The sequence below is a fragment of the Sphingobacterium sp. BIGb0165 genome, from assembly GCF_024810095.1.
GTDB classification, from domain to species: domain Bacteria; phylum Bacteroidota; class Bacteroidia; order Sphingobacteriales; family Sphingobacteriaceae; genus Sphingobacterium; species Sphingobacterium detergens.
The window spans coordinates 21,684-42,781 of record NZ_JANUEB010000001.1 but is presented as its reverse complement, the minus strand read 5'-3'; the positions used below and the strand labels follow the sequence as shown (position 1 = coordinate 42,781).

The 21,098-nt window shown below is 39.0% G+C and carries 21 protein-coding genes; 8 read left to right on the top strand and 13 right to left on the bottom strand.

The annotated features are described in order from the left end of the window. Positions 1–4 precede the first annotated feature (4 nt). Positions 5–2,131, bottom strand: a complete 2,127-nt coding sequence (locus M2408_RS00190; protein ID WP_259178170.1) for a S9 family peptidase — start codon at positions 2,129–2,131, stop codon at positions 5–7. A gap of 118 nt (positions 2,132–2,249) precedes the next feature. Next, positions 2,250–3,347: a DNA polymerase IV gene (dinB, locus tag M2408_RS00185; RefSeq protein WP_259178169.1), complete on the bottom strand. Its 1,098-nt coding sequence runs from the start codon at positions 3,345–3,347 to the stop codon at positions 2,250–2,252. 330 nt (positions 3,348–3,677) lie between these two features. Between dinB and M2408_RS00180 the strand changes: the two genes are divergently transcribed. Beyond that, entirely contained in the window at positions 3,678–4,082 is a 405-nt protein-coding gene (locus tag M2408_RS00180; protein WP_121121613.1) for a hypothetical protein, read from the top strand. A gap of 21 nt (positions 4,083–4,103) precedes the next feature. Here M2408_RS00180 and M2408_RS00175 read toward each other — a convergent pair whose 3' ends face one another. The 5 genes from M2408_RS00175 to M2408_RS00155 all read right to left on the bottom strand — a co-directional run bounded on the left by M2408_RS00175 (position 4,104) and on the right by M2408_RS00155 (position 7,963). Continuing rightward, a complete protein-coding gene (locus tag M2408_RS00175) occupies positions 4,104–5,057 on the bottom strand; it encodes an MBL fold metallo-hydrolase (protein WP_259178164.1) in 954 nt (317 codons plus the stop codon). A gap of 4 nt (positions 5,058–5,061) precedes the next feature. After that, the gene (gene coaE, locus M2408_RS00170) at positions 5,062–5,643 is read right to left on the bottom strand and encodes a dephospho-CoA kinase (RefSeq protein WP_259178162.1); all 582 of its coding nucleotides are present in this window, start codon (positions 5,641–5,643) and stop codon (positions 5,062–5,064) included. Between the two features lie 9 nt (positions 5,644–5,652). Beyond that, positions 5,653–6,603, bottom strand: coding sequence for a hypothetical protein (locus M2408_RS00165; protein WP_120258309.1), 951 nt, complete (start codon positions 6,601–6,603; stop codon positions 5,653–5,655). Positions 6,604–6,841: 238 nt separating this feature from the next. Then, complete coding sequence (locus M2408_RS00160; RefSeq protein WP_259178160.1) at positions 6,842–7,471, bottom strand: hypothetical protein; 630 nt, start codon at positions 7,469–7,471, stop codon at positions 6,842–6,844. 27 nt (positions 7,472–7,498) lie between these two features. Then, the gene (locus tag M2408_RS00155; protein ID WP_259178159.1) at positions 7,499–7,963 is read right to left on the bottom strand and encodes a hypothetical protein; all 465 of its coding nucleotides are present in this window, start codon (positions 7,961–7,963) and stop codon (positions 7,499–7,501) included. A 345-nt stretch (positions 7,964–8,308) separates the two neighbouring features. On the opposite strand from M2408_RS00155, the gene M2408_RS00150 reads away from it, so the two are divergent. Continuing rightward, entirely contained in the window at positions 8,309–9,247 is a 939-nt protein-coding gene (locus M2408_RS00150) for a hypothetical protein (RefSeq protein WP_259178158.1), read from the top strand. A gap of 90 nt (positions 9,248–9,337) precedes the next feature. On the opposite strand, the gene M2408_RS00145 is transcribed toward M2408_RS00150, so the two are convergent. Continuing rightward, positions 9,338–10,321 (bottom strand): BtrH N-terminal domain-containing protein, encoded by a 984-nt coding sequence (locus M2408_RS00145; protein ID WP_259178157.1) that lies wholly within the window; start codon positions 10,319–10,321, stop codon positions 9,338–9,340. Positions 10,322–10,597: 276 nt separating this feature from the next. Between M2408_RS00145 and M2408_RS00140 the strand changes: the two genes are divergently transcribed. The 4 genes from M2408_RS00140 to M2408_RS00125 all read left to right on the top strand — a co-directional run bounded on the left by M2408_RS00140 (position 10,598) and on the right by M2408_RS00125 (position 13,735). Beyond that, on the top strand, positions 10,598–11,203 hold the full coding sequence (locus tag M2408_RS00140) for a hypothetical protein (protein ID WP_259178156.1): 606 nt from the start codon (positions 10,598–10,600) through the stop codon (positions 11,201–11,203). 66 nt (positions 11,204–11,269) lie between these two features. Continuing rightward, the gene (locus M2408_RS00135) at positions 11,270–11,578 is read left to right on the top strand and encodes a helix-turn-helix transcriptional regulator (protein WP_259178148.1); all 309 of its coding nucleotides are present in this window, start codon (positions 11,270–11,272) and stop codon (positions 11,576–11,578) included. 633 nt (positions 11,579–12,211) lie between these two features. Continuing rightward, a complete protein-coding gene (locus M2408_RS00130) occupies positions 12,212–12,829 on the top strand; it encodes a fibronectin type III domain-containing protein (RefSeq protein WP_259178147.1) in 618 nt (205 codons plus the stop codon). A 198-nt stretch (positions 12,830–13,027) separates the two neighbouring features. Beyond that, positions 13,028–13,735, top strand: a complete 708-nt coding sequence (locus tag M2408_RS00125; protein WP_259178146.1) for a hypothetical protein — start codon at positions 13,028–13,030, stop codon at positions 13,733–13,735. Positions 13,736–13,822: 87 nt separating this feature from the next. Here the strand turns inward: M2408_RS00125 and M2408_RS00120 are convergent, their stop codons facing one another. From M2408_RS00120 to M2408_RS00100, 5 genes are all read right to left on the bottom strand, one after another. Beyond that, positions 13,823–15,247 (bottom strand): S41 family peptidase, encoded by a 1,425-nt coding sequence (locus tag M2408_RS00120; protein WP_259178144.1) that lies wholly within the window; start codon positions 15,245–15,247, stop codon positions 13,823–13,825. A gap of 431 nt (positions 15,248–15,678) precedes the next feature. After that, complete coding sequence (yajC, locus tag M2408_RS00115) at positions 15,679–15,999, bottom strand: preprotein translocase subunit YajC (RefSeq protein ID WP_120258318.1); 321 nt, start codon at positions 15,997–15,999, stop codon at positions 15,679–15,681. Positions 16,000–16,025: 26 nt separating this feature from the next. Beyond that, entirely contained in the window at positions 16,026–16,487 is a 462-nt protein-coding gene (locus M2408_RS00110; RefSeq protein ID WP_259178142.1) for a DUF1573 domain-containing protein, read from the bottom strand. Positions 16,488–16,501: 14 nt separating this feature from the next. Then, the gene (gene nusB / locus M2408_RS00105) at positions 16,502–17,449 is read right to left on the bottom strand and encodes a transcription antitermination factor NusB (RefSeq protein ID WP_108632211.1); all 948 of its coding nucleotides are present in this window, start codon (positions 17,447–17,449) and stop codon (positions 16,502–16,504) included. Positions 17,450–17,509: 60 nt separating this feature from the next. Continuing rightward, positions 17,510–18,589: a Glu/Leu/Phe/Val dehydrogenase gene (locus M2408_RS00100; RefSeq protein ID WP_120258321.1), complete on the bottom strand. Its 1,080-nt coding sequence runs from the start codon at positions 18,587–18,589 to the stop codon at positions 17,510–17,512. A gap of 181 nt (positions 18,590–18,770) precedes the next feature. Between M2408_RS00100 and M2408_RS00095 the strand changes: the two genes are divergently transcribed. Continuing rightward, positions 18,771–20,552 carry an ABC transporter ATP-binding protein gene (locus M2408_RS00095; protein ID WP_259178133.1) on the top strand — a complete coding sequence of 594 codons (1,782 nt, stop codon included), beginning with the start codon at positions 18,771–18,773 and terminating at the stop codon, positions 20,550–20,552. 133 nt (positions 20,553–20,685) lie between these two features. Continuing rightward, positions 20,686–21,030 (top strand): hypothetical protein, encoded by a 345-nt coding sequence (locus tag M2408_RS00090; RefSeq protein ID WP_259178131.1) that lies wholly within the window; start codon positions 20,686–20,688, stop codon positions 21,028–21,030. Positions 21,031–21,098 lie beyond the last annotated feature (68 nt).

The window sequence follows — 21,098 nt, the reverse complement described above, 5'->3', positions numbered from 1 at the left end:
CAATCTACTTAAACTCTTTTGGGAGAGGTTTCTCCAATAGATATTGATAGTAGAAACGTGCACGCTCATTAAAGTCATATTTACTTTTTGAACGGTCAAATCCATGACGGCTGCCCGGATAGATCATCAATTCAAAAGGTACACTTCTATCTGTTAATTTATCAACCAGTTGCGTTGTATTCTGCAGATGAACATTATCATCCATATCGCCATGCATAATGCGCAGTACGCCCTTATAATTGTTTGCATAGTTCAATACCGACCCCGCTTTATAACCTTCAGGATTATCTTGAGGCGTATCCATCCAACGTTCGGTATAATGGGTATCGTACAAGTCCCAAGACGTTACCGGCGCACCAGCAATACCAAAGTCAAATACATCAGCAGCTTTAGTCATCGCCAGACAAGTCATATAACCACCGTAGCTATGGCCTGTGATCAATACTTTGTTTTTAGCTACCCAAGACTGAGATTTCAACCATTTTACGATCGTAGAATAATCGATAATTTCCCAATGTCCCAGATTACGGTGCATGTAAGCTACGCCCTGTTTACCGAAGTGACCAGAAGCCCTGTGATCCGCTGAAACCTGGATAACACCTTCATTCGCCCAATACTGATTGCCCGTACCTTTCCAGGTATCCTTCACAGTACCCGCATCTGGACCACCATAGATACTGAAAACAACAGGATAAGTTTTCGATTTGTCAAAATCCGTAGGATAAGTGATCGTCAGAGGTAAATCAAATAGACCGTCATCCGATTTAATATGTAAGTACTCCGTTTTACCGTAGGTGTACGAACTAAAGTCCGCAGCTTTGCTATCCGCCAATTGACGTACCACTTTACCCTGATTATCCACTAAAGCAAAACGGTCCGGTGTGCTCACATTAGAATATCGGGTGATAAAATACTTGCCATCAGGCGATACGTTGACATCATGTGAATACTCACCAAAGGTCAAACGTTTCAGATTTTTACCCGAGTAATCCACACGGTACAGATCAAAACGAGCCGAATTTTCTTTACGTGCAGTAAAATAAAGCACCTTATTTTTCTCGTCTATCCGTTTGATTTCAGTCACCTGCCAATCGCCTGATGTAATCGGGTTCACTAATGTGCCATCCAACTTATATAGATAATAGTGCGCCCAACCAGTTTTATCCGATTTTAAGATGTAATATTTATTGTCAGCAAGGTAAGTAATACGCTCGTCATGATCCAGGTTGATCCAAGAAGCTTGGCGTTCATCATAAATCTCTTTTTTCGAACCAGTATTTGGATCCACCTGATAAAATTTCAGGTTATTCTGATCCCTGTTCATCCATTGCACCATGAAATTTTTACTATCGAAAGCCCAATAAGGCTGTCCGAAATACTGATCATCTTTTTCATTGAAATCCGCCCAGGTTACCTGTCCGCCGTTCAGCTGAACGATACCCACTTTCACCTCAGGATTAGGATCCCCTGCTTTCGGATAACGTGTTTCCTCTAGATAACCATGTTGTCCTTTGGATGAATATATCGGAAACATAGGCACTTTGGTATCATCAAAACGCATAAAAGCGATCTTCTTGCTATCCGGAGACCACCAAAAAGCCTTATAATTTGTAGGACGTCCCAAAATTTCCTCATAATAAACCCATGAAGACCAACCGTTGTAAATCACATCGGTACCATCATTTGTATACTGTGCCTCTTTCCCCGTAGCTACCTCTAAACTATACAAATTGCTTTTACGTGTGAAAGCAACATATTGACCGTCTGGCGATAAAGTTGGGTTCTGTTCCGCAACGTCAGGTGAATTGGTCAATTTCTTTGCAGTACCTGAGCCATTTTTGATAAAAATATCATTTTTCTCTACATAGACTACCGTCCCCTCTTTGGCAGGAATTGTATAGATACTTCTCTTCCCCGATTTGACGTTGACCTGATAGAGCTGGCTATCGTTGACGTCATTTTCCAGATAAGCGGCTCCATCCGCCCAGCCCGGATATTGATTTGTGCGCACGGTTAAAGACTGTTTCTGTCCCCAGGATTGCGCAAAATCCAATTTCTTCTGTGCAAAAGTCAGATCATGCACAAAAAACACAATAGATGCACCTAAGAGCACTCTTGATACTGTATTCATTAATTCTTGGATATGTTTATTAATTATTTCAGCTAAGATAAAGAATTGTGGTAAATAACGACGATTTTACCTGTAACAAGCTTATTCAGCTCCATGTACAGGTGATGGCTATCCCCTCTTACCGATAATTCTCAAAAAGAGCGAGTTGGACACCCTCTTTTGGAAAATCTGACTCATCAACAAAATTAGAGATCGAAATCCCCAGCAGCCGCACCTTATTTGCTAAGGTAATCTTACTCAGCAAACTATGGGCTGTCGCATAGATTTTCTCTTCAGAGTCGAAACTTGTATCCAGCGTCAGGCTTCGCGTCAGCTGCACAAAATCAGCATACTTTAGTTTCAAGGTTAGTGTCCTGCCCGATATTTCTTTTTTGCCGATGCGTCCCCAAAGTTGTATGCTCAGTCTTTGCAGTATGGCGTTCAGTTCTTCAAAAGTTTCGATATCAGCCTCAAAAGTATCCTCTATTCCGACAGATTTACTGCTTCGGTTGGGTGTGACGGGCCGATCGTCTATCCCGCGGACAATACGGTAAAAAAAATGCCCGGTCTTACCAAACCAACGTACCAGATCGTCTTCGCGCTGTTTTTTGAGATCCATCCCCGTAAATAAACCCAGCTCGTGCATTTTCTTGGCGGTCACCTTACCTACACCAAAGAATTTCTCTACCGGTAAGGATTCCATAAATTTCAGAATCTTTGAAGGCCCTATAAATGTCAGGCCATTAGGTTTATCCATATCGGAGGCAATCTTGGCGACAAATTTATTGACTGAAACTCCGGCGGAGACAGTCAGATTAAGCTCTTCTTTGATGGCAGATTTGATCGCTTTGGCGATATCAATGGCCGAACCAATTCCCTGCTTATCCATCGTTACATCCAAAAAAGCCTCATCAAGCGACAACGGTTCAATTAAATCCGTATACCGCTGAAAGATTTCCCTGATCTGATACGAAACCTGCTTATATACCTCAAACCGTGGTCGGGTAAATATGATCTCCGGACAGAGCTGCAGTGCTTTGCGGGAACTCATGGCAGACTTAACACCAAATTTCCGTGCTTCATAGCTGGCCGTAGCCACTACCCCCCGCCCGTCAGGCGAACCACCCACAGCAATAGCCTTCCCCCGATATTCCGGAAAATCCCGCTGCTCCACGGACGCATAGAAAGCATCCATATCCAGGTGGATAATTTTACGATATGTTTGGGGCGAATCCATTACCCAAATTTACAAAAATTAGCAATAATCACTATAAATCGCAACAAAATACTAACATAATTAGTTTATCAAACCAATTCTCAGGCAGTTAATTTCTGAATCAGCCCCAGCCGGTATTAGTGCCGGTACTTTTTCACCCCTTAGAGGCAGATCATGCTCTCCCCGCTGACCGCTCCCTCCATGCTGCCCCTGCTCCCCTTTGCGCTGATACTTTTCAAACCGTCATAATTGGCCGAGTTCTTGTGTATGATGGACATGGACAGCTTTGCGCCAAAACATATTTGAATAAAATGAAAAGAAAATAATACAACAAAAACTAGCGAAAAAATTATGGAAAATTTACCGGAACAAAAAAAGACCAAGTCTGGATTTAAGAAATTTTTATTTATCCTGCTCCTCTTTTTGTTAGTAGGCTTCGGATCCTATGGTTACTGGAAATACTATTACGTATTTGGTGAAGGGGTGAAATCTGGCTACTTAAATTTTGCCGTCAAAAAAGGCAATATATTTAAGACCTATGAGGGAAAGCTGATTCAGGAAGGATTTGGTAGTGTCAAGACTGGCGGAATTGCCAGCAACCAATTCGAATTTTCTATTGAAGATGATTCTATATTTCGCCAGCTTGAGCTCAATAGCGGTAAATATTTTGATCTTCAATACAAAGAATATCATGGGGTATTGCCTTGGCGTGGCAATACGGTATACGTTGTTGACAAGATTATCAATATGAAATAATAAAGGAGGGTATACCCTCCTTTATGCTGAAAGCACATCTCTTACCATTAACCTGTCGCCAAAATAACTCTTGAGTATTGTCCCGTCGCCATGCAATGTCCATACCTCTTTCGGGTCAACCATCTTAATATAATGGAGAATATCATTCCAGTCCACATGATCCGAAATATACAATTCGATATCATTCTGCGCCTGTAATCGCTTCCATCCAGAAGCAAAGGCCCGCAATACTTTTGTCGCCCTAAAATAACTATTGAAAGTCATGGGCGGTACCAGATAAACCTTATTCTGCTCCCCCTGCTTCATCTCTCTACGGTTGTAAGGTTCATAAGTCATTTTTTTAAGTCCATGTTCATCATACAGACGATGGTAAGGCAATATTCCACTATGTACCAGCACCCTTCTTTCTGGACAGTACCTATTGATCAGATCTGTGATCCGTTGCGCCTTCCCTAGTACATAAGTTCCCAATAGAATATTGCTCGCATGCCCCTCCAGTTTCTTGATCTCTTGAATGGGATCCGGATGGATAACTTCAGGATTTGCGAAAGTACTTTCGGTGATCAATACATCAGCCTGCTGCACTTCGATAAGTTCACAGGTCTCATCAGCCTGCAATTTGTAGTCGCCGGTATACAAATAGCGTACACCCTGATATTCCATTAAGATCTGCGCCGATCCCAATATATGGCCAGCCGCTAAAAAGGTAATTTCCACCGGACCGATTTTAAAAGTGCCGTTGAACAATTTGACCTGATAGGAATCCTTACGGTTCTGCTTATAGCGATAGCTCATAAACAATGCCGTTCCATTAGTACAATAGACATAATCATGTCCTGAACTGGCGTGGTCGCCATGGGCATGAGACACCACATTATGTGCTACGGGGCTACCCGCGTCGATAAAAAAGTCGCCATAACGGCAATAATACCCTTCCGGTTTTCTGACCAGAAAGTCAGACAATATGATAGACATATATTTATTTTAGAAATTTTTGATGCAATGTCCACACTTGCGGTAGTAGTGGAGTGATTCCATCGTTAACGATGACGAAGTCGGCAAGCTGCCGTTTTTCCTCGTCAGACAATTGTTTGTTAATACGTTCCTGTACCTGTTGTTCAGTTGCACCATCCCGCTCGATGACACGTTGTATACGAATATCCATTGGCGCAGTAACCAATATGGTATAATCCAACTCTTTGTATGAACCACTTTCAAAAAGCAGCGCAGCTTCTTTGAGTGAATAACGTGTAGTCTGCCGCTCAGCCCAATCTTTAGCTTCCTGGATGACAATCGGGTGTACAATACTGTTTAAGAGTTCAAGTTTATCCTTATCCGAAAAGACCATGTTGGCGAGGAAGGCCCGATCCAGCAGCCCATCCTTGTAAGTTGCCTCACCAAACTGCGCAATAAGCTTTTCCTTGATCCGTATATCGGTATTCATCAACCTTTTGGCTTCTTCATCTGCATTATAGACCGGAATACCGAGGGCTTCAAAAAGCCTACAGATAAAAGTCTTGCCGGAACCTATTCCGCCTGTTATTCCTATTTTCAGCCCCATTTTTATTCCCTATTTTCGTACAAAGAAGTCCACATTCTGTGGCACAACACTGATAATCTTACAATAATCCGGCACCTTGGTCAGCAGGATCGGTAGATATTGCACCTCATTTTTCTCCCAATCGGCCAGATCCACCACAGCCTCAAAATCACGGGATGTATAATTATTATAATCCTTGACCGACATCAGCACCGTGATCACCACTTTACTTGGATTGGGCCTCACGGAACTATAGCGCTGGCCATTTTCAACTTTTACGGGCAGTTCAATGACTTTCTCCGTCAGCTCCCCTACCGGCATCAGCACCTCCACAGATGTGGGATATACATTGATATTTCCCTTTTGATTTCGGGTAAGATTTGCCACAGTGCGCACATCAGTCTCCACCTCTTTCCCACGTACGGTATCTGTTTCCCAATATTCTATCGTCGAAACATCCTCATAGGGCCCAGTAATCGTCACGTATGCAGGCGTAACCTTCGTATCAGCGATAACACCATAGCCCCTTTTAAACAAGATATTGGACAAAGGTTTTACAGGAACCTTTCGCTGTGTTTGTTTTGAAAAATCAAAAAACAAGGTATCCGGGCTCACCGACACCACACGTTGTTCATGCGGAAACTGGCGGTTGATAAATCCCAGCTGGTTGGAAAATACAATCCAATCTTTTGTTTTCAGCGAGCTGAGATCTACCTGTACTTTGGGTGTTTCCAATGCAGCTTTCGAAAACAGGAATTGCCATCCCGTCATCTCGAGCTTTACTTTGACTGTATCCGATTGTTGTGGGTGAAAAGCCCGTTTTTCGGGCAGGTTGACGTATTCTATCGCAGCCTTGACAGACACGGTATATTGGTTGGAAATCGAAAACAACAACCAAGCCAGCAACGAAATTGCAACACAACGCACAAAGATGTTGATCTTGCGTCGTTGGGTCTTATTTAATCGAACTGCATTTGCCATGTTACAAACTTAATCAATTTGCGTAAAAATCAGTTCTTGGTGGGATAAAAACTTGGTTAAACAAGAAGTGAGTGTTAATCCTTTTGATTTATAAATTTTACATAATCGTTCCCCCTCATTTTCCTATTTTATTATACTTAGGTCTGCTTTATGAATTAAAGGCATACTAAAAATACCGGATACCTATTAGTTACTAGCCTAACATGCTGTTGTAAAAAAAATTAAATAAAGATCCTTTTTACAACAAAAAATCCGCTACACTTTTTCGATCTATCTTTCGTATTTCGAATGGATCATGGGTAAGAACAAAAAAATTGCCAACTTGGTCAAACCCCAAAAAATCCCCATCTTCAAGTTCCTTTAAATGATAATAATCTTTTCCATTAATATTCGATATATAAATATCTCCAATATTGATTGATTTTAGTTCCTTCTTTGTTAAAAATCTTTTCACAATCGAGCTTCCTTCATCACCCCAGAATTTTTTTCGGGCCTGTGAAATATCAATTTTTTGGCAATTAAATTGAAATGAGCCAACTTGTAAATTTGTCGAGTATCCGATAAATATATTATCGGAGAAATATAATACAACTTCTACATCACGCATTTTACATAAATCTTCAATTATTAGTCCCTCAACTTTAAAATTTTCTATCAATTCATTTTCAAATTCTTTATAAAATGGACCTGAATATTTACAATTAATCAAATTGGGTATATCGGAGCGATTAATACCCACCTCATCTATGAAATCAAGTTGTTCAATATAATGCGCATACCCATCCCCCAATAGACCAAACACCTGTTGTAAAGTCGTTTTTTCCCAACTTTCTAATTTCCTATGCTTTTTTCTAAAAATATTGAACATAATGTATTCTACCACTACAAAGTACTATTACACTTCCCTGTTTAAATTGAGATCTCCCAAATTGTTTTCAACTTCCCAGCCAGCGTTAAATCTATTCTCAAATCCTTCGCTCATATTTCCCAATAAATTAGTCCCCTTCGTGACAATGTTATTTTTAAACACCACTAGTGCATTAAATTCACAGTCAAAGAAATTAAAAAAGTCAGTAAAAATATTATGATCAAAAATTAGTGGGACATCGTTATGTCCTCCCATTTGATAGTTAATATAACCTTTAACAATAGAATATCTTATGGTCAAACCTTTTACAAACCAACAGGAATGTATATTAAATTGTTCTATAATGCAATTTTCTATTACAATTTCCGTGGCTAATTCAAAACATCCAATAAGATCAATGCATTTTATAGTACAATTACTCAGTTTTATGAAATCATCCTGAGAAAAATACATTTTATCTATTAATTCTATGCGCTGGTTCTCTACTTCCATAATATCTCCCCAAACTCTATAACTCCTCCATTCTCAATTCTAATCTATACTCCTAAACACATATTTACGGACAAAATTTCAAAATCTAAAAAAAATAATTATAACTTTTAAACGCCTAGGAAAAAAGGGATAGACAACCAACCGCTGAAAAAAATAGTTTTTCAGTGAATAGTATCATTTACGGTCCATACCCAAGCGGATACTATTTCATGTGTATGCTAAGAACACAAAAATTATCTTCCTATTTCAAGCGTTACTTTGCCGCCTATCTATTTTTTTGTCTGATCAGATACATCTAACTGAGTAGTATTTATGGAATCTCATTGTATCTGTAATCCTATAAGTATGAAAAGAATTATTTTATTCATTGTCTTTCTACTTTCAGGTAGCGTATTCGCACAATCTACACTGTCAACTAATCAATTGCTCTCCAATGCGCTGCAAAATGACCGTATTCGAGGAAAATATCTGCAATTGATATTTGAGAAAGACACCAATAACAATATATGCTTCGACACAATAAATATGCAGAGCAAATATATTCTACCCAAGATAGCGTCTATTTTAAAAAACGACAGTTCCTTCAATATAGGCAAATATGATTTGAAAATATATTGGGACTTATACTCAAGTGAAGTCTATACCCACATAGAAAAAGTAAAAATATACGAAGGATTTCCTAATTTCGATGAGTATGATGCCAGGCCAGTAAAGGGATTTAAAAATTTCATAAATCAGATTTTATCGGATTTTAAACGAAATAATTTTGATCTTTATCGGTACACATCCTATACCAACCCGATTGAAATATTCGTTGATAAGAATGGTCATCATAGCTTTTTAGGCCCCCAGCAAATCATCGCCCATTTAGACAGTGCTAAATTCATACCTTGGAGAGCTGCTTTATTTAATGGCAGACCTAGAAATAGTATTTTCTCTTTCAGATTGACTAATAGTCATCCTTTAGTAACCGATATTGAAGTGCCCGAAACAGATCAAATATCCAAAGTATTTGTCTTGGACGAAATGTATAAAGGTGAAAAGGTAAGATTTCGATCGGATACAGAGACAATTCCAACAGGTAGAGTAGTCATTTCATTTGTGCTTGACCTATCAATTGATCGATTAGTAAATCCTATTATTCATCGGGATAATGGGAATGATGCTGCCGATTTTATTGATTTTATCCAAACTTATATACCTTCCAAATACAGTCTCTATACCTCTTTTTTTCCTCGTCCAGATCGTTATTATTTTTATATAGCCCCGCCAATGGATAAATAGCTACAGTATATTGTTCCCAAATTGACTTTAATCGGTTCTATAAACTAAATTTATCCTTACCGTTTGATTGTTCGATATTTTTCCAAAAGTTCAATATCCACTTAACGTCCCCAACCACTCCATAGCCTTTTTCTCTTTATCAGCTAGGATTTTGAGTATTTCCGAAGCTTGTTCTATATACTCAATCCGAGCGGTCCCACCGATTTGATAAAATAAGTCTGAAACGGATTTCCATAACAAAGCTATTTCCACAAATTCCTGATATGCTTCACGAAGTTGCTCAATCCGGAGCAAGTCATAACTTTCCTTTAGGAAATCGCGATATAAATTTCGGAACAATGCACCGCCAGTGCCGGCTTTTTCCATCAGATTGGCAGCCATTTTAAATTCGGTGGCTACATCCTTACTCCTATTAAACCATTTTATGAGCTCCTGGCTCGTCTTCAAAATTCCCTTGTAAGAAATATTTGTGATGGGCGGATTCAGGTATTCGTTTGCATTGTTAACAATAGCAGTAATGACGGACTTTTTTAAGTCAAAGTCTTCATTCGTTCGCTGTATTGTGTAGTATAAATTATTCGATGCCATTGGCCCCTTCTCAGCTCTCGCCAAAGCCAGACTTTCGAGCGAGGTTTTGACTTTTCCACCCTGTTGTCTGGTATCGATCAAAAAAGCATTTTGATTGTCATAACCGTAAATCGCAGCATAATGACCAGCGAAATGGAACGGATTAGTGAAATACTCAAGGTAGTAGGCATCAAGTTTGAGCCCAACGATTTGCCCCCCATCCAAAAACTGTTTGACCTGTTGCCAGGCCTTGGTTTTCGAGGTAGTCTCCCTTACAGACAGCTCAAGGTTGAGGTTTTTACAAAGATTCTTTGTCAACAGATCAGTCTTGATGCGTCCACCCAAAAAAGGGAAATCCATTGTTTTCATATTCCAATAGATAAAACTAAGCCCCTCCCCAACTCCAAAAAGCATGGGTTCGGAAAGTTCAATTCCAAGTTGCCGCAGTAAAGTTCCAGTGGCTGTAGTTTCACAATGTTGTCCGTCAAACAGTTTTAGATTGCTCATAATGTATTCTTTTGCTTAAAATTAGCCCTCTGAACTGACATCATTATGTCAACAGGTAGTTATAGATTAGAAAATACCATCAATACAGCAGGGTTAGTCAATACCTTCAGCCTTTTGTCCCGAGTGCCAATATTTATCTTCATAATTGACTACATAAACCTTTAATTTATAGAAAATTTCTTTAAATATTAAAATTTACCATTTACCTTCTTTTAGCATTTCAGCCTTGTTTTTTTCCCTAATTTAATAAAACGAACCAGTTATACTTAAAAATAGATGCTGATTACAAATAGCATAAATCTACATGACCACAGTCCTCCTGCAGAATATCAAACGATACCAAAAGGATTGTGTTTTAATTTTCTGACTGACGAGAAACCGATCCGACAAAACGAAAATCAATACATTGCCAGCAAAAAGATAGGTGTACAGACTTTTTTGGAAATAAAGGGAACCTTTGAAAGGGATTGGAATTTCGATCTCAGCAATAGCAGGACAACATTTTGGTTTGCTTTCCAGTTCTTAGGCTCTTTATCGCTCAAAAACATTGACCATTCGACACTAGATCAGCAACAATATCGCGGCTATTTTAATACCGAAAAAGAGGTCACTTGCCAATTGAAAGGCGGTAAGGCATGGATGGTCTTTATCGGAATAGAAATCGAAGCCCCAACTATCATAGCGCAGGAATGGAATACCTTACAAATAGATCCGTCGATCTCTACTCAGGTCTTTCCAGCACAAAGGATCGGCTATCGGATCAAAAAAGTATTGGAACTGATCGAAAAAATTAAATACTCAGTCTATTCGATGAATACTAGGCTCCAATTTTATACAACCAGCCTACTTGAAATCTACCACGGTGATCTACTTGAACAATAAAAATCCAAGCAGCAGGACGATATCTCCCTACTACATCGCGCTAAAGCTTATATCCTCGGACATTATATGGATGAGGAAATCAATATTCAAACTATTGCAATTGCACTTTTGACCAGCGAGCGTACTCTATATCGTATATTTAAAGATAAAAACCTTACAGTAAACTCAGCCATTCAAACCATCCGGATCTATAAAGGACGTGAAATGCTCCGAACAACAGATTTATCTGTAGATATGGTCGCCTTTAACTTGCAATTCTCTACCGCCAAATATTTTATCAAAACTTATGTTCGTTACTTTGGTCATACACCCGCCATCGAGCGGAAACTACATCCACCACTATCCAAAATAGAAAACAAAGAGGATGATGATTAGAGAAACTATCTTTTCCCTTACGGGGAAGCCAGTTTCTCCCAGGGGATTTCCAAAACTTCTTAAGAGAATTTACTTTTCCCTTAAGAGGATGCCGATTTCGCCTAGGGGATTACCAAAACTTCCGAAGAGGATTTGCTTTTCTCTTTAGGTGACGTTAGTTTCTCCCAGGTGATCGCAAAAACTTCTTAGGAAAATTCACCTTTCTCCTAGGGGAATGCCGATTTCCCCTAGGGAATTATCAAAACTTCCCAAAAGGATATTCTTTTCCCTTTAGGTGACGCTAGTTTCTCCCAGGTGATCGCAAAAACTTCTTAGGAAAATTTACCTTTCTCCTAGGGAGACGACAACTTCCCCCAGGGGATTACAAAAACTTCTTAAGGAATTTTACTTTTCCCTTAAGTTCCACTTTCAATTATTATAATCTCGAATATGCTCCCTATTGGATTTAATCACACTTTTTGCAAATAGTATCATTATAAAACGATAGATATTAGGGGTAAAATTCCGCCAAAAAGTTTTTCATATCGCCCTGAATTTTGGCGGAATTTTACCCCCTCCACGTCCTCCTCGCTGTCGTATGTTTGTATCGTTGCTAGCAATTAAATATTTTTCAAACTTTTAAATTTTAAAATCATGAGTCAATTAACAATTAATGACAAAGATCAAACAGATGTTCAGTTAATGCAGACTGCTGAACAAATTGCCACTAAAATGGCAAAGGAAACGACATTATTCCCGACACCGGTTCCGACCTTAGCAGCATTAGATGCTGCACTCACCGCGTTCCGGAACTCGGCCACCGAAGCGGCTTACAGAGATACAAGAGCGATTATGATCCGCAAGCAAAAAAGACAGGATCTGGTCTATATCCTCAAAGAGCTTGGCAAATACGTGGATACTATCGCCAACAACGATGATACCATTGTACTTGCCGCGGGATTCAACCTGAGAAAGGCTAATAGCTCCTATAGCGGTTCGGTGCCCAAGGCGCAGCGTCCGATCGCCGAGCCTGATCAGGTCGGTAGCGGACGTATTAACCTAAAGACCGAAGCCTGGCCAGGTGCACGGATGTATCAGTTCCAGTACAGGGTCAAGGGAAGTGAAGCTGCATGGGCCTCACAGCTGAGTACAAAAAGTACTTGTATCCTTAATGGACTTGAGACGTTCAAGGAGTACGAGTTCAGGGTGTCCTATCTAGGGATTGATCCAGCGCCAAACTACAGTGATACCACAAGCAGCTTCGTGCTGTAATCCTCATCGCATTCTAGCGTTCAGCTTCCGCCACCAACAGAAAGAATAATCTATTGTGGCGGAAGCAAATTGTCTTGGATAAGAATGAATTTCCGTCTCTCCTACCTGATTACTGGCAGAATAGAAAAACAGCCAGCCAACAGGATGGAGATGACGGTTATCCTACACATAGGATGCAAAACATAAAATACTACAATTATGAAAGAAGTTGTCAAAGACCATCCATTGCGGCCAATTATTCTCCGCTTTGATCGGGATAAACCCCAACTGGAGTTCGAAACTAAAGGTTTGTCGGCACATTACCTGATGCATGACCTCACTTGGGAGGCGCAACAAAAACTAAAAAAACTCAACGAGCAACTGGGAGAAATTGATGTTAAAATCGCCGAACTGGAATACTACCTATTACCCATTGAGCAGGATCTGGATATATTGGAGGTATTTCTCAAAATCAAAGGTCCTTCTGTTCTCCCCCTAAACAACTATGATGAGGAGATAGAGATTAACATAGACGTCAGCGAACTTTTTAGCAGTATTACTGATCACAACCAACAATTGAGAGATCTTCATAGTGAAGTATCTACTGCCTATGCAGCCTATGAACAACATTATGATATGATCTATGAAATAGAAAGCTGGATCGACGAACAATTGTGGAAAGATGTCCATCAGATCTACGTCAATTATCTCGATGCAAAGGTGGATATTGTTTCCTTAGACCGAGATCAGGAAGAGTTTCGTGAGGTGCTCTCCGATGTCTTTGATTACCAGGATAGGTATTACGGTTATTTCGATCTTATTATCTCCGTGTTCAACACATTTCAGAAACGATGCGAGGAATCTTACCAAAGGGCCGAAATCGTCAACAAGGGGCTAAATAATTTACAACATAATAATTCTGAGTAGTTTACTATTTTTACATCTAAAAATACATTTTAAAAAGTAGAAACGATTCAAACGGCCCATAATAGATGATTATTTCAATCACGGTAGCTAATTTTTTATCGTGATTGATTTTCTGTGAGCAATGTCCTTCATCACCCATTCCATTTCTTTATCCTTTTTTAAAACATAATCATCAAAATTATAATCTATCCTTATGTCAGGTATAAGACCATGCCCCTTTCTAGCAGAGGAACCTGGAAAAGCTACCGAAAGTAGTCCATGCCTGAGCGTGAGTTTAGTATTAGGAAGTAAAATTTGATGAAAAAATATAGCAGTCATTCGTTTTCCCCCGCCTCCGGTTTCATTTCCGACCAGTGTGACATTCTTTAGTTGACTTAAAAAAACAGGAAGCACACTCGCCGCTGAGAAAGATGCTCCATTTGCCAGCACATAGATATTACCTTTAAAACCAAAGCTATCCGCAGGCATAATTGGATCATCAATACTAGCATAAGCATCCTTCATAGTTTTATCTACAGCAAGCATACTATCCAGTAAAAAAACATTTTTATTCTTTTCCAATTGCATCAACACTGTCGGTTTATCAATTAAATATGATAGTAATTTCTTTACTCTATTTAAACTTCCACCATTATTATTTCGAACATCAATTATCAAATCTTCGATATGCTGTCTCTGTGCTTCTCGAAAAAGATCGTGATAGAACCTGTCACCATCTGCATTTGCAAATCGTCCAATAGTCAAAATTAGCGGATCATTTTGACTATTTATAAGCCAATTATCGTCAAAAGAGACAATAGGATTATCATTATAAAAAACAAAATTTCCGGGAAAGTCTGACCTATATTTCCTTGTTAATGAAACCATTTTAATAATTCCATCTTGTTTTAGGGCTATTTTCACCGTATCCCCCCAATTAAATATTGTTCTGCATGCCTCATTAAAAAGCCCGTTATTAAGATGCTGATATTTGAATGTGGTATTATATCCATCGGAGGCTAAAAAATGGCTTAATAAAGTTTTTATAATATTCTTAACTGGTATATCGTCGATGAATAAGATCTCGGCTCCTATTTTTACAGTCGTATCACAAGAATAATTTCTATATATAAAAAGTCTATCATTTATCACCTTGGGCTGCAATTGCCTTATCGGCAACATATATTCAATGTTGTATGGAGAGAGATCACTTTCGTTAATCGAATCCAAAAAACCAATTTGCTGCTGAAGTTCAATGTGTCCGTCACCAATCGAGCCTATCACATTCATCAATTGTGACCTAAATTGCATGCTTGTCTGAGGATGGTCCAGTGTATTAATCAGACTGTCAAATTTTTCATCCAATTGATTCTTGTCTATATAATAATATAGACTTGGATGATTTGCTTCCAACACCTGTTTAAGATAATAAACGTCCGCCTTCAAATCATCTATTGAATGTTCTTTTTTCAGGAGTGAATGCAAAGAATTTAGCTGCTCAAGTCTCGATATTTTCTGTCCGCTCGAAAGCATAGAATAACATATAAATATGAAGCAAAGAATATATTTTATGGCAATCTGGAATAAATGCCTTATACACTGACCATAAGTAAGTATCTTCACTCCAATAACTGATATGTTATTAGTATCATGGACTCTCATATGATATCATCCGATTAAATTGATTTTCAATCCCTTCATATAATTATTAGGTTTATTAAAAATACGATTGATCTTTCAAATTGCCCCTAAATAGTTCAAATTACTTTTGAAAAAGTAATTTGAACTATTTAGGGGCAACTTACCTTTGCAGATGATCGAAAAAGATCATTTATAGAAGATCTATGAACGAGTTGTACAGAAAAGATAAAATATTTAATAGCCTACATACACCTTTTTTCCTCTAAACCAACAAAGCCAATCTCTTTTGGAGACTGGCTTTGCTATTTTTTCGATAATGACGCTTATGAAGCGCTTTTCTCAGTTGCGTTTGCAGCTTTTGAAGCATCTAAAGCAATAGCAGACTTGTCAAAACGAATTCTTACGCCTGAACCTACATCTACCAAGAAAGTAGTGTCAGATACCTCTACGATGCGTCCGTGGATGCCCGCAGTAGTAACAACTTTAGAGTTTACACCCAATTCTTCAATATATTTCTTATGGTCTTTTTGCTTCTTCATCTGTGGTCTGATCATGAAGAAATAAAATACGACAATGATCAAAACCATTGGTAAAAAACTCATCATGCTACTCCCACCTGCTGCTTGTAATAATACTGTATTCATCTGTTATTATATCGTTTAATAATGTGTTATTTTGGTAATACTTCGCCCTTTAGCTGAACAGTCGTCATACCGTTGGAAGCATTCGATTGGATCGTGATGATCTTTTGCTGCTTACCGACCTGTCCCTCACTCTTGAAAGTCACATGGATATCCGATGTTCCTCCCGCTAAAATTGGGCTTTTTGAAAACTCAGGCTGTGTACAGCCACAAGAAGCAGTCACTTTGGACAAAATAACCGGCGCATCACCCGTATTCTTCAATACGAATGTGTGCTTCACTTCTGCACCTTCTCTGACCTGGCCAAAATCGAAAGCCGACTCTGCAAATTCTATCTTACCCAATTGTGCCGCAGCTTTAGAAAGACTGTCTGTTGCTACTGCCTCAGTTCCTGTCTTAGCAGCTTCTTCTTTTCCTTTTTGAGAATTTCCGCAAGAAAAGAAAAGCACTGATGCCAAGGCTAAAACTGAATATTTACTAAAGTTCTTCATTTGTTGATTGATCTTTAATCCCTTAAACCACGACCTGCCTTCTGGATTCTTCCCTGTTGGTTCAAGTCGCTTAATATTTTATCTAAGATACCATTAATAAATGTATTACTTTTCAATGTACTGAATACCTTAGAAATTTCAATATACTCATTTATTGTCACTTTCACAGGAATAGATGGAAAATTCACCAATTCGCATATTGCCATGCGCATCAATAAGGTATCCATCAACGCAATACGATCTGATTCCCAATTCTTTGTCTTATCAGAGATCAGTTTCTGATACTCATTTGTATTGCGGATTGTCTTACCCAACAAGGCAATGACATAATCGCTATCATCATTCCAGTTTTGCGTGATTTCAGCAAGCTTGTTTTTACGCGGATCTTCTGAACTGAAGTTCTTAAAAGTTTTCGCGATCAATGCTTGCAACACTTCTTTATCTACAGGCCAGTTGATAAATTTCTCCTCAAAAACCTGCTCGATAACTGGTGATTTCAAAATGATCTTTTTAAAGATATGTTTGATGATATCTTTTTCTGTACCGATTGAACGATCTTCTTGCTGTAAATACTCCAAATAAGCTTCAGAATCTTTCAACTGCAAAAACACTGTACGCACGATCTCCGGATCAAAGCTCCATGAAATCTTATATTTTTTGACTCCTTCGGCATATTGCGGATTTTGTCTTAATGACTCAATAAAAGTATTTGTACTTAACTTGGTCGTTAGAGACAAGTCTTTTTCAGTTGGCAAAAACTTGTTGGCTCTGCCCTCTGCGTCTATCAATACATAATCGGATACCTCATCCAATAGATTCAGTGTCCAGATATACATCTCGTAGACCTCATCCACATTTTTTAATAGTGCTTTCTCAAATGTTTTGATGTCTTTGTCTTCTGTAAGACTGTACGCGTAAAGCGTTTGCACTACTTTTACCCTCAGGTGTCTCCTGTTTAACATAGTAATTTTAAAGAACGATTTTTTATAAACTAATAAATAAGAACGATTTTGGAAAGAAGACTATCTTTTGATTTTTTTAATATCTTGGATACGCTTCTCCGCGATGCGATTGGCCGCTTCAAAAGTAGAGATATTCTCTTCTTTTGATTTTTTCAACACGTCTCTGGTCGCATTATATATGTTTTTGATCACAAACTCCGTGTGATCTACTCCATAATTCTGAATTTCTGAATAACAGCTAATCAATGCACCTGCATTGATCAAGTAATCCGGTGCATACAAAATACCTCTTTCGTGAAGAATAGTGCTTGTCGCTACCTCATCTTTCAATTGGTTGTTTGCTGAACCTGCAATGATTTTACATTGCATTTTTTGCGCCGACTCGGGATTTACTGTACCGCCCAATGCACAAGGTGAATAGACATCAAACTCATGATCGAATACCTCATTGTATGGGATTGGCTCTGCTTTGTATTTAGCCGCCACCTTAAGCATTTTCTCTTCTGTAATGTCACTCACGTAAACACGTGCATTTTCTTCACGCAACATAGCGATCAATCGCTCACCAACGCTACCTACTCCGTGTACAATAACTTTTTTGCCTGCTACACTCTCCGATCCATATAGCTCTTTCAAGCAGGCTTTAATGCCGAAATAAACACCTTGGGCTGCAAAAATTGAAGTATCTCCAACGCCACTGCCGTGAATTGCTTTTGGCAAACCGGCAACATGATCTGTCTCGGTATAAATATATTCTAGATCACGCTGGGTGGTACCTACATCCAAAGAAGCAATGAAATTACCATTCAATCCTTCGATAAACTGGCCCAAACGGCGCAATAAAACCTCAGATTTGTCCAAACGACTGTTACCAATAATAACAGCACTTCCGCCACCCAAATTCAATCCAGTGATTGCCGATTTATAGGTGATGGCCTTGGATAAACGTAAAGCATCCTCAATAGCTTCTTCTGTAGTTTCGTATGGCAACATACGAACCCCTCCTATTGCCGGACCCAATGTGGTATCATGGATCGCAACAATAGCTTTTAAGCCCACTAATTCATCATTACAGAAAAATAAGTTTTGATGGCCAGACTGGCTCATCAATTCAAAAATAGAATTTTGAGATGTTGACATAAAATGTACTACTCTAATTTGTTTTAATTTTTTAAGGTACTTGATGCAAAAGTAGGAAAATTATTCGTTGTGCATAATATCTTTTTTTATCCAAGACTTAACATTTGATTTCCCAATGACAGTAATTTCATCGAAATATAAAGCAGAGTTGACGAATTAGTCCTATTTTTGTACCCATAATATGAAGGATCTCGCCTACTTAAATAAGTACTTTTATAAATACCGTTGGAAACTGGTTCCAGGGGTGATTTTTGTCATCATTTCCAATTACTTTGGGGTGCTCCCTGCTAAAGTAATCCGGGAAGCGTTTGACCTGGTACAGGAAAATATTTATCTCTACCGCCTATTCGACGGATTTGATAGACAGGAGCTTATTTATAAGGTGTTTGGCACAAGTCTGCTATTCTTTGGTTTTGTCGTCCTCTTGCTCTCACTCCTACGCGGTATTTTCCTGTTCTTTATGCGGCAGACCATTATTCTGTGTTCCCGTTATATCGAGTATGATCTTAAAAATGAGATTTACAACCACTATCAAGAGCTGAATTTCGGGTTTTTCCGCAAAAATAATACGGGTGACCTGATGAGCCGTGCAACGGAGGATGTCAACCAGGTACGTAATTACCTGGGGCCAGCCATTATGTATGCAATCAATACTGTGGTACTGTCCATTATGGTCATTTATGCTATGTATAGTGTGAATGGAAGACTGGCGACCTATGCATTAGCGCCTATCCCAGTCCTATCTATCATCATCCTTTTTGTCAATAAAATCATCAATAAGCGCAGCTTAAAAATCCAAAAACAGCTGGCAAACCTCTCCTCCTTTGTTCAGGAAACCTTCGCCGGAATCCGTGTCATCAAGACTTATACCCGGGAGCAGAATAAAATGCAGGATTTTGAAAAGGAAAGTACAGTCTACCGCAACACAGCACTGGATCTGGTTAAGGTACAGGCAGTTTTCTTTCCGCTTATCTTATTGCTGATCGGTCTCAGTACCGTCATCACCATCTATATCGGTGGTATTGAAGTCGCCAAGGGAACGGTCACAGCCGGAAACATCGCTGAATTTATTATCTATGTCAATCAATTGACCTTTCCGGCCATGTCTTTAGCATGGGTGACCTCGCTGGTACAACGTGCCGCGGCATCACAAAAACGGATCAATGAGTTCCTTGAAACCCAATCACCGATTGCCAATGGGAAAATAGATAAAGAAATTGCAGGTGAAATCAAGGTAGAAAATATCTCGTTCACCTATCCCGAAACAGGTATTCAGGCCATTAAAAACATATCATTCCAGGTGCCTATTGGAAAAACACTGGCTATCATTGGAAAAACCGGTTCTGGCAAATCTACTTTGGCCAACCTATTACTGCGAATGTACGATATAGATCAGGGTAATATCCAATACGATGGTATTCCATTAAAGGATCTCAACTTCAAAAATCTACGTCAACAAATTGGTTTTGTCCCACAGGATGTATTCTTATTTTCGGATACGATTGCCAATAACATTGGTTTCGGACTGGATCATTTCACACAGGAACAGATCGAACAAGCCGCTAAAGACGCTGCTGTATATGATAATATTATCGCTTTTGAAGATGGTTTTGACACTGCTGTCGGAGAGCGTGGTATCACACTATCGGGTGGTCAAAAACAACGTGTATCCATTGCCAGAGCATTGGTAAAAGAGCCCAATATATTGATCTTTGACGATTGCTTATCTGCTGTTGATACTAAAACCGAAGAAACCATCTTACGTTCATTAAGCCGCATCATGAAGGGCAAAACCTGTATTTTCATTGCTCATCGGATTTCAACCATCAAAAATGCGGACCATATTCTTGTCATGGATCAAGGTCAGATTGTCGAGCAGGGCACTCACCTTGAGTTAATGGAGAAAAGAGGTGAATATTTTGAACTTCACGAAAAACAATTACTGGAAAGCGTCGAAGGATAGTCACTGCTGCCCTAAATAATGGCAGTAAATACTGCACAAAATTAAATATCCCTGAATTCAGCTAAAGAAAACAGGGATTTTCTCTTTTACATTTGCCTTATACATTTACATCACAATTTATCGTATAAGTATCATGGAGAGAAACTCAGTGCAGAGCACATCATCAAACGACGGCAAAACAGTTGCTATTATTTCCTATTTAACCCTCATCGGCCTGATCGCTGCCATCATCATGAACAATAAGGAAAAGACTTCTTTAGGTCAGTTCCACATCAGACAGAGTATCGGCATTACCGTCACAGGAATTGCATTGGGCTTGTTGCGCTTTATCCCGGGTATTGGTGGAATAATCATGAGTGTTGTTGGTATAATCTTACTGATCGCTCTTATATTGGGTTTAATTGCGGCATTCTCGGGCGAGAAAAAAGCCCTTCCTTTTATTGGTGAAAAATATCAGCAATGGTTTGATATGATTTAATCAGACCTTATTTAGCCCCTACTTTAGAAAAAAGGCTGTTCAAAAAAACTAGAATGAACCCCAAAAGT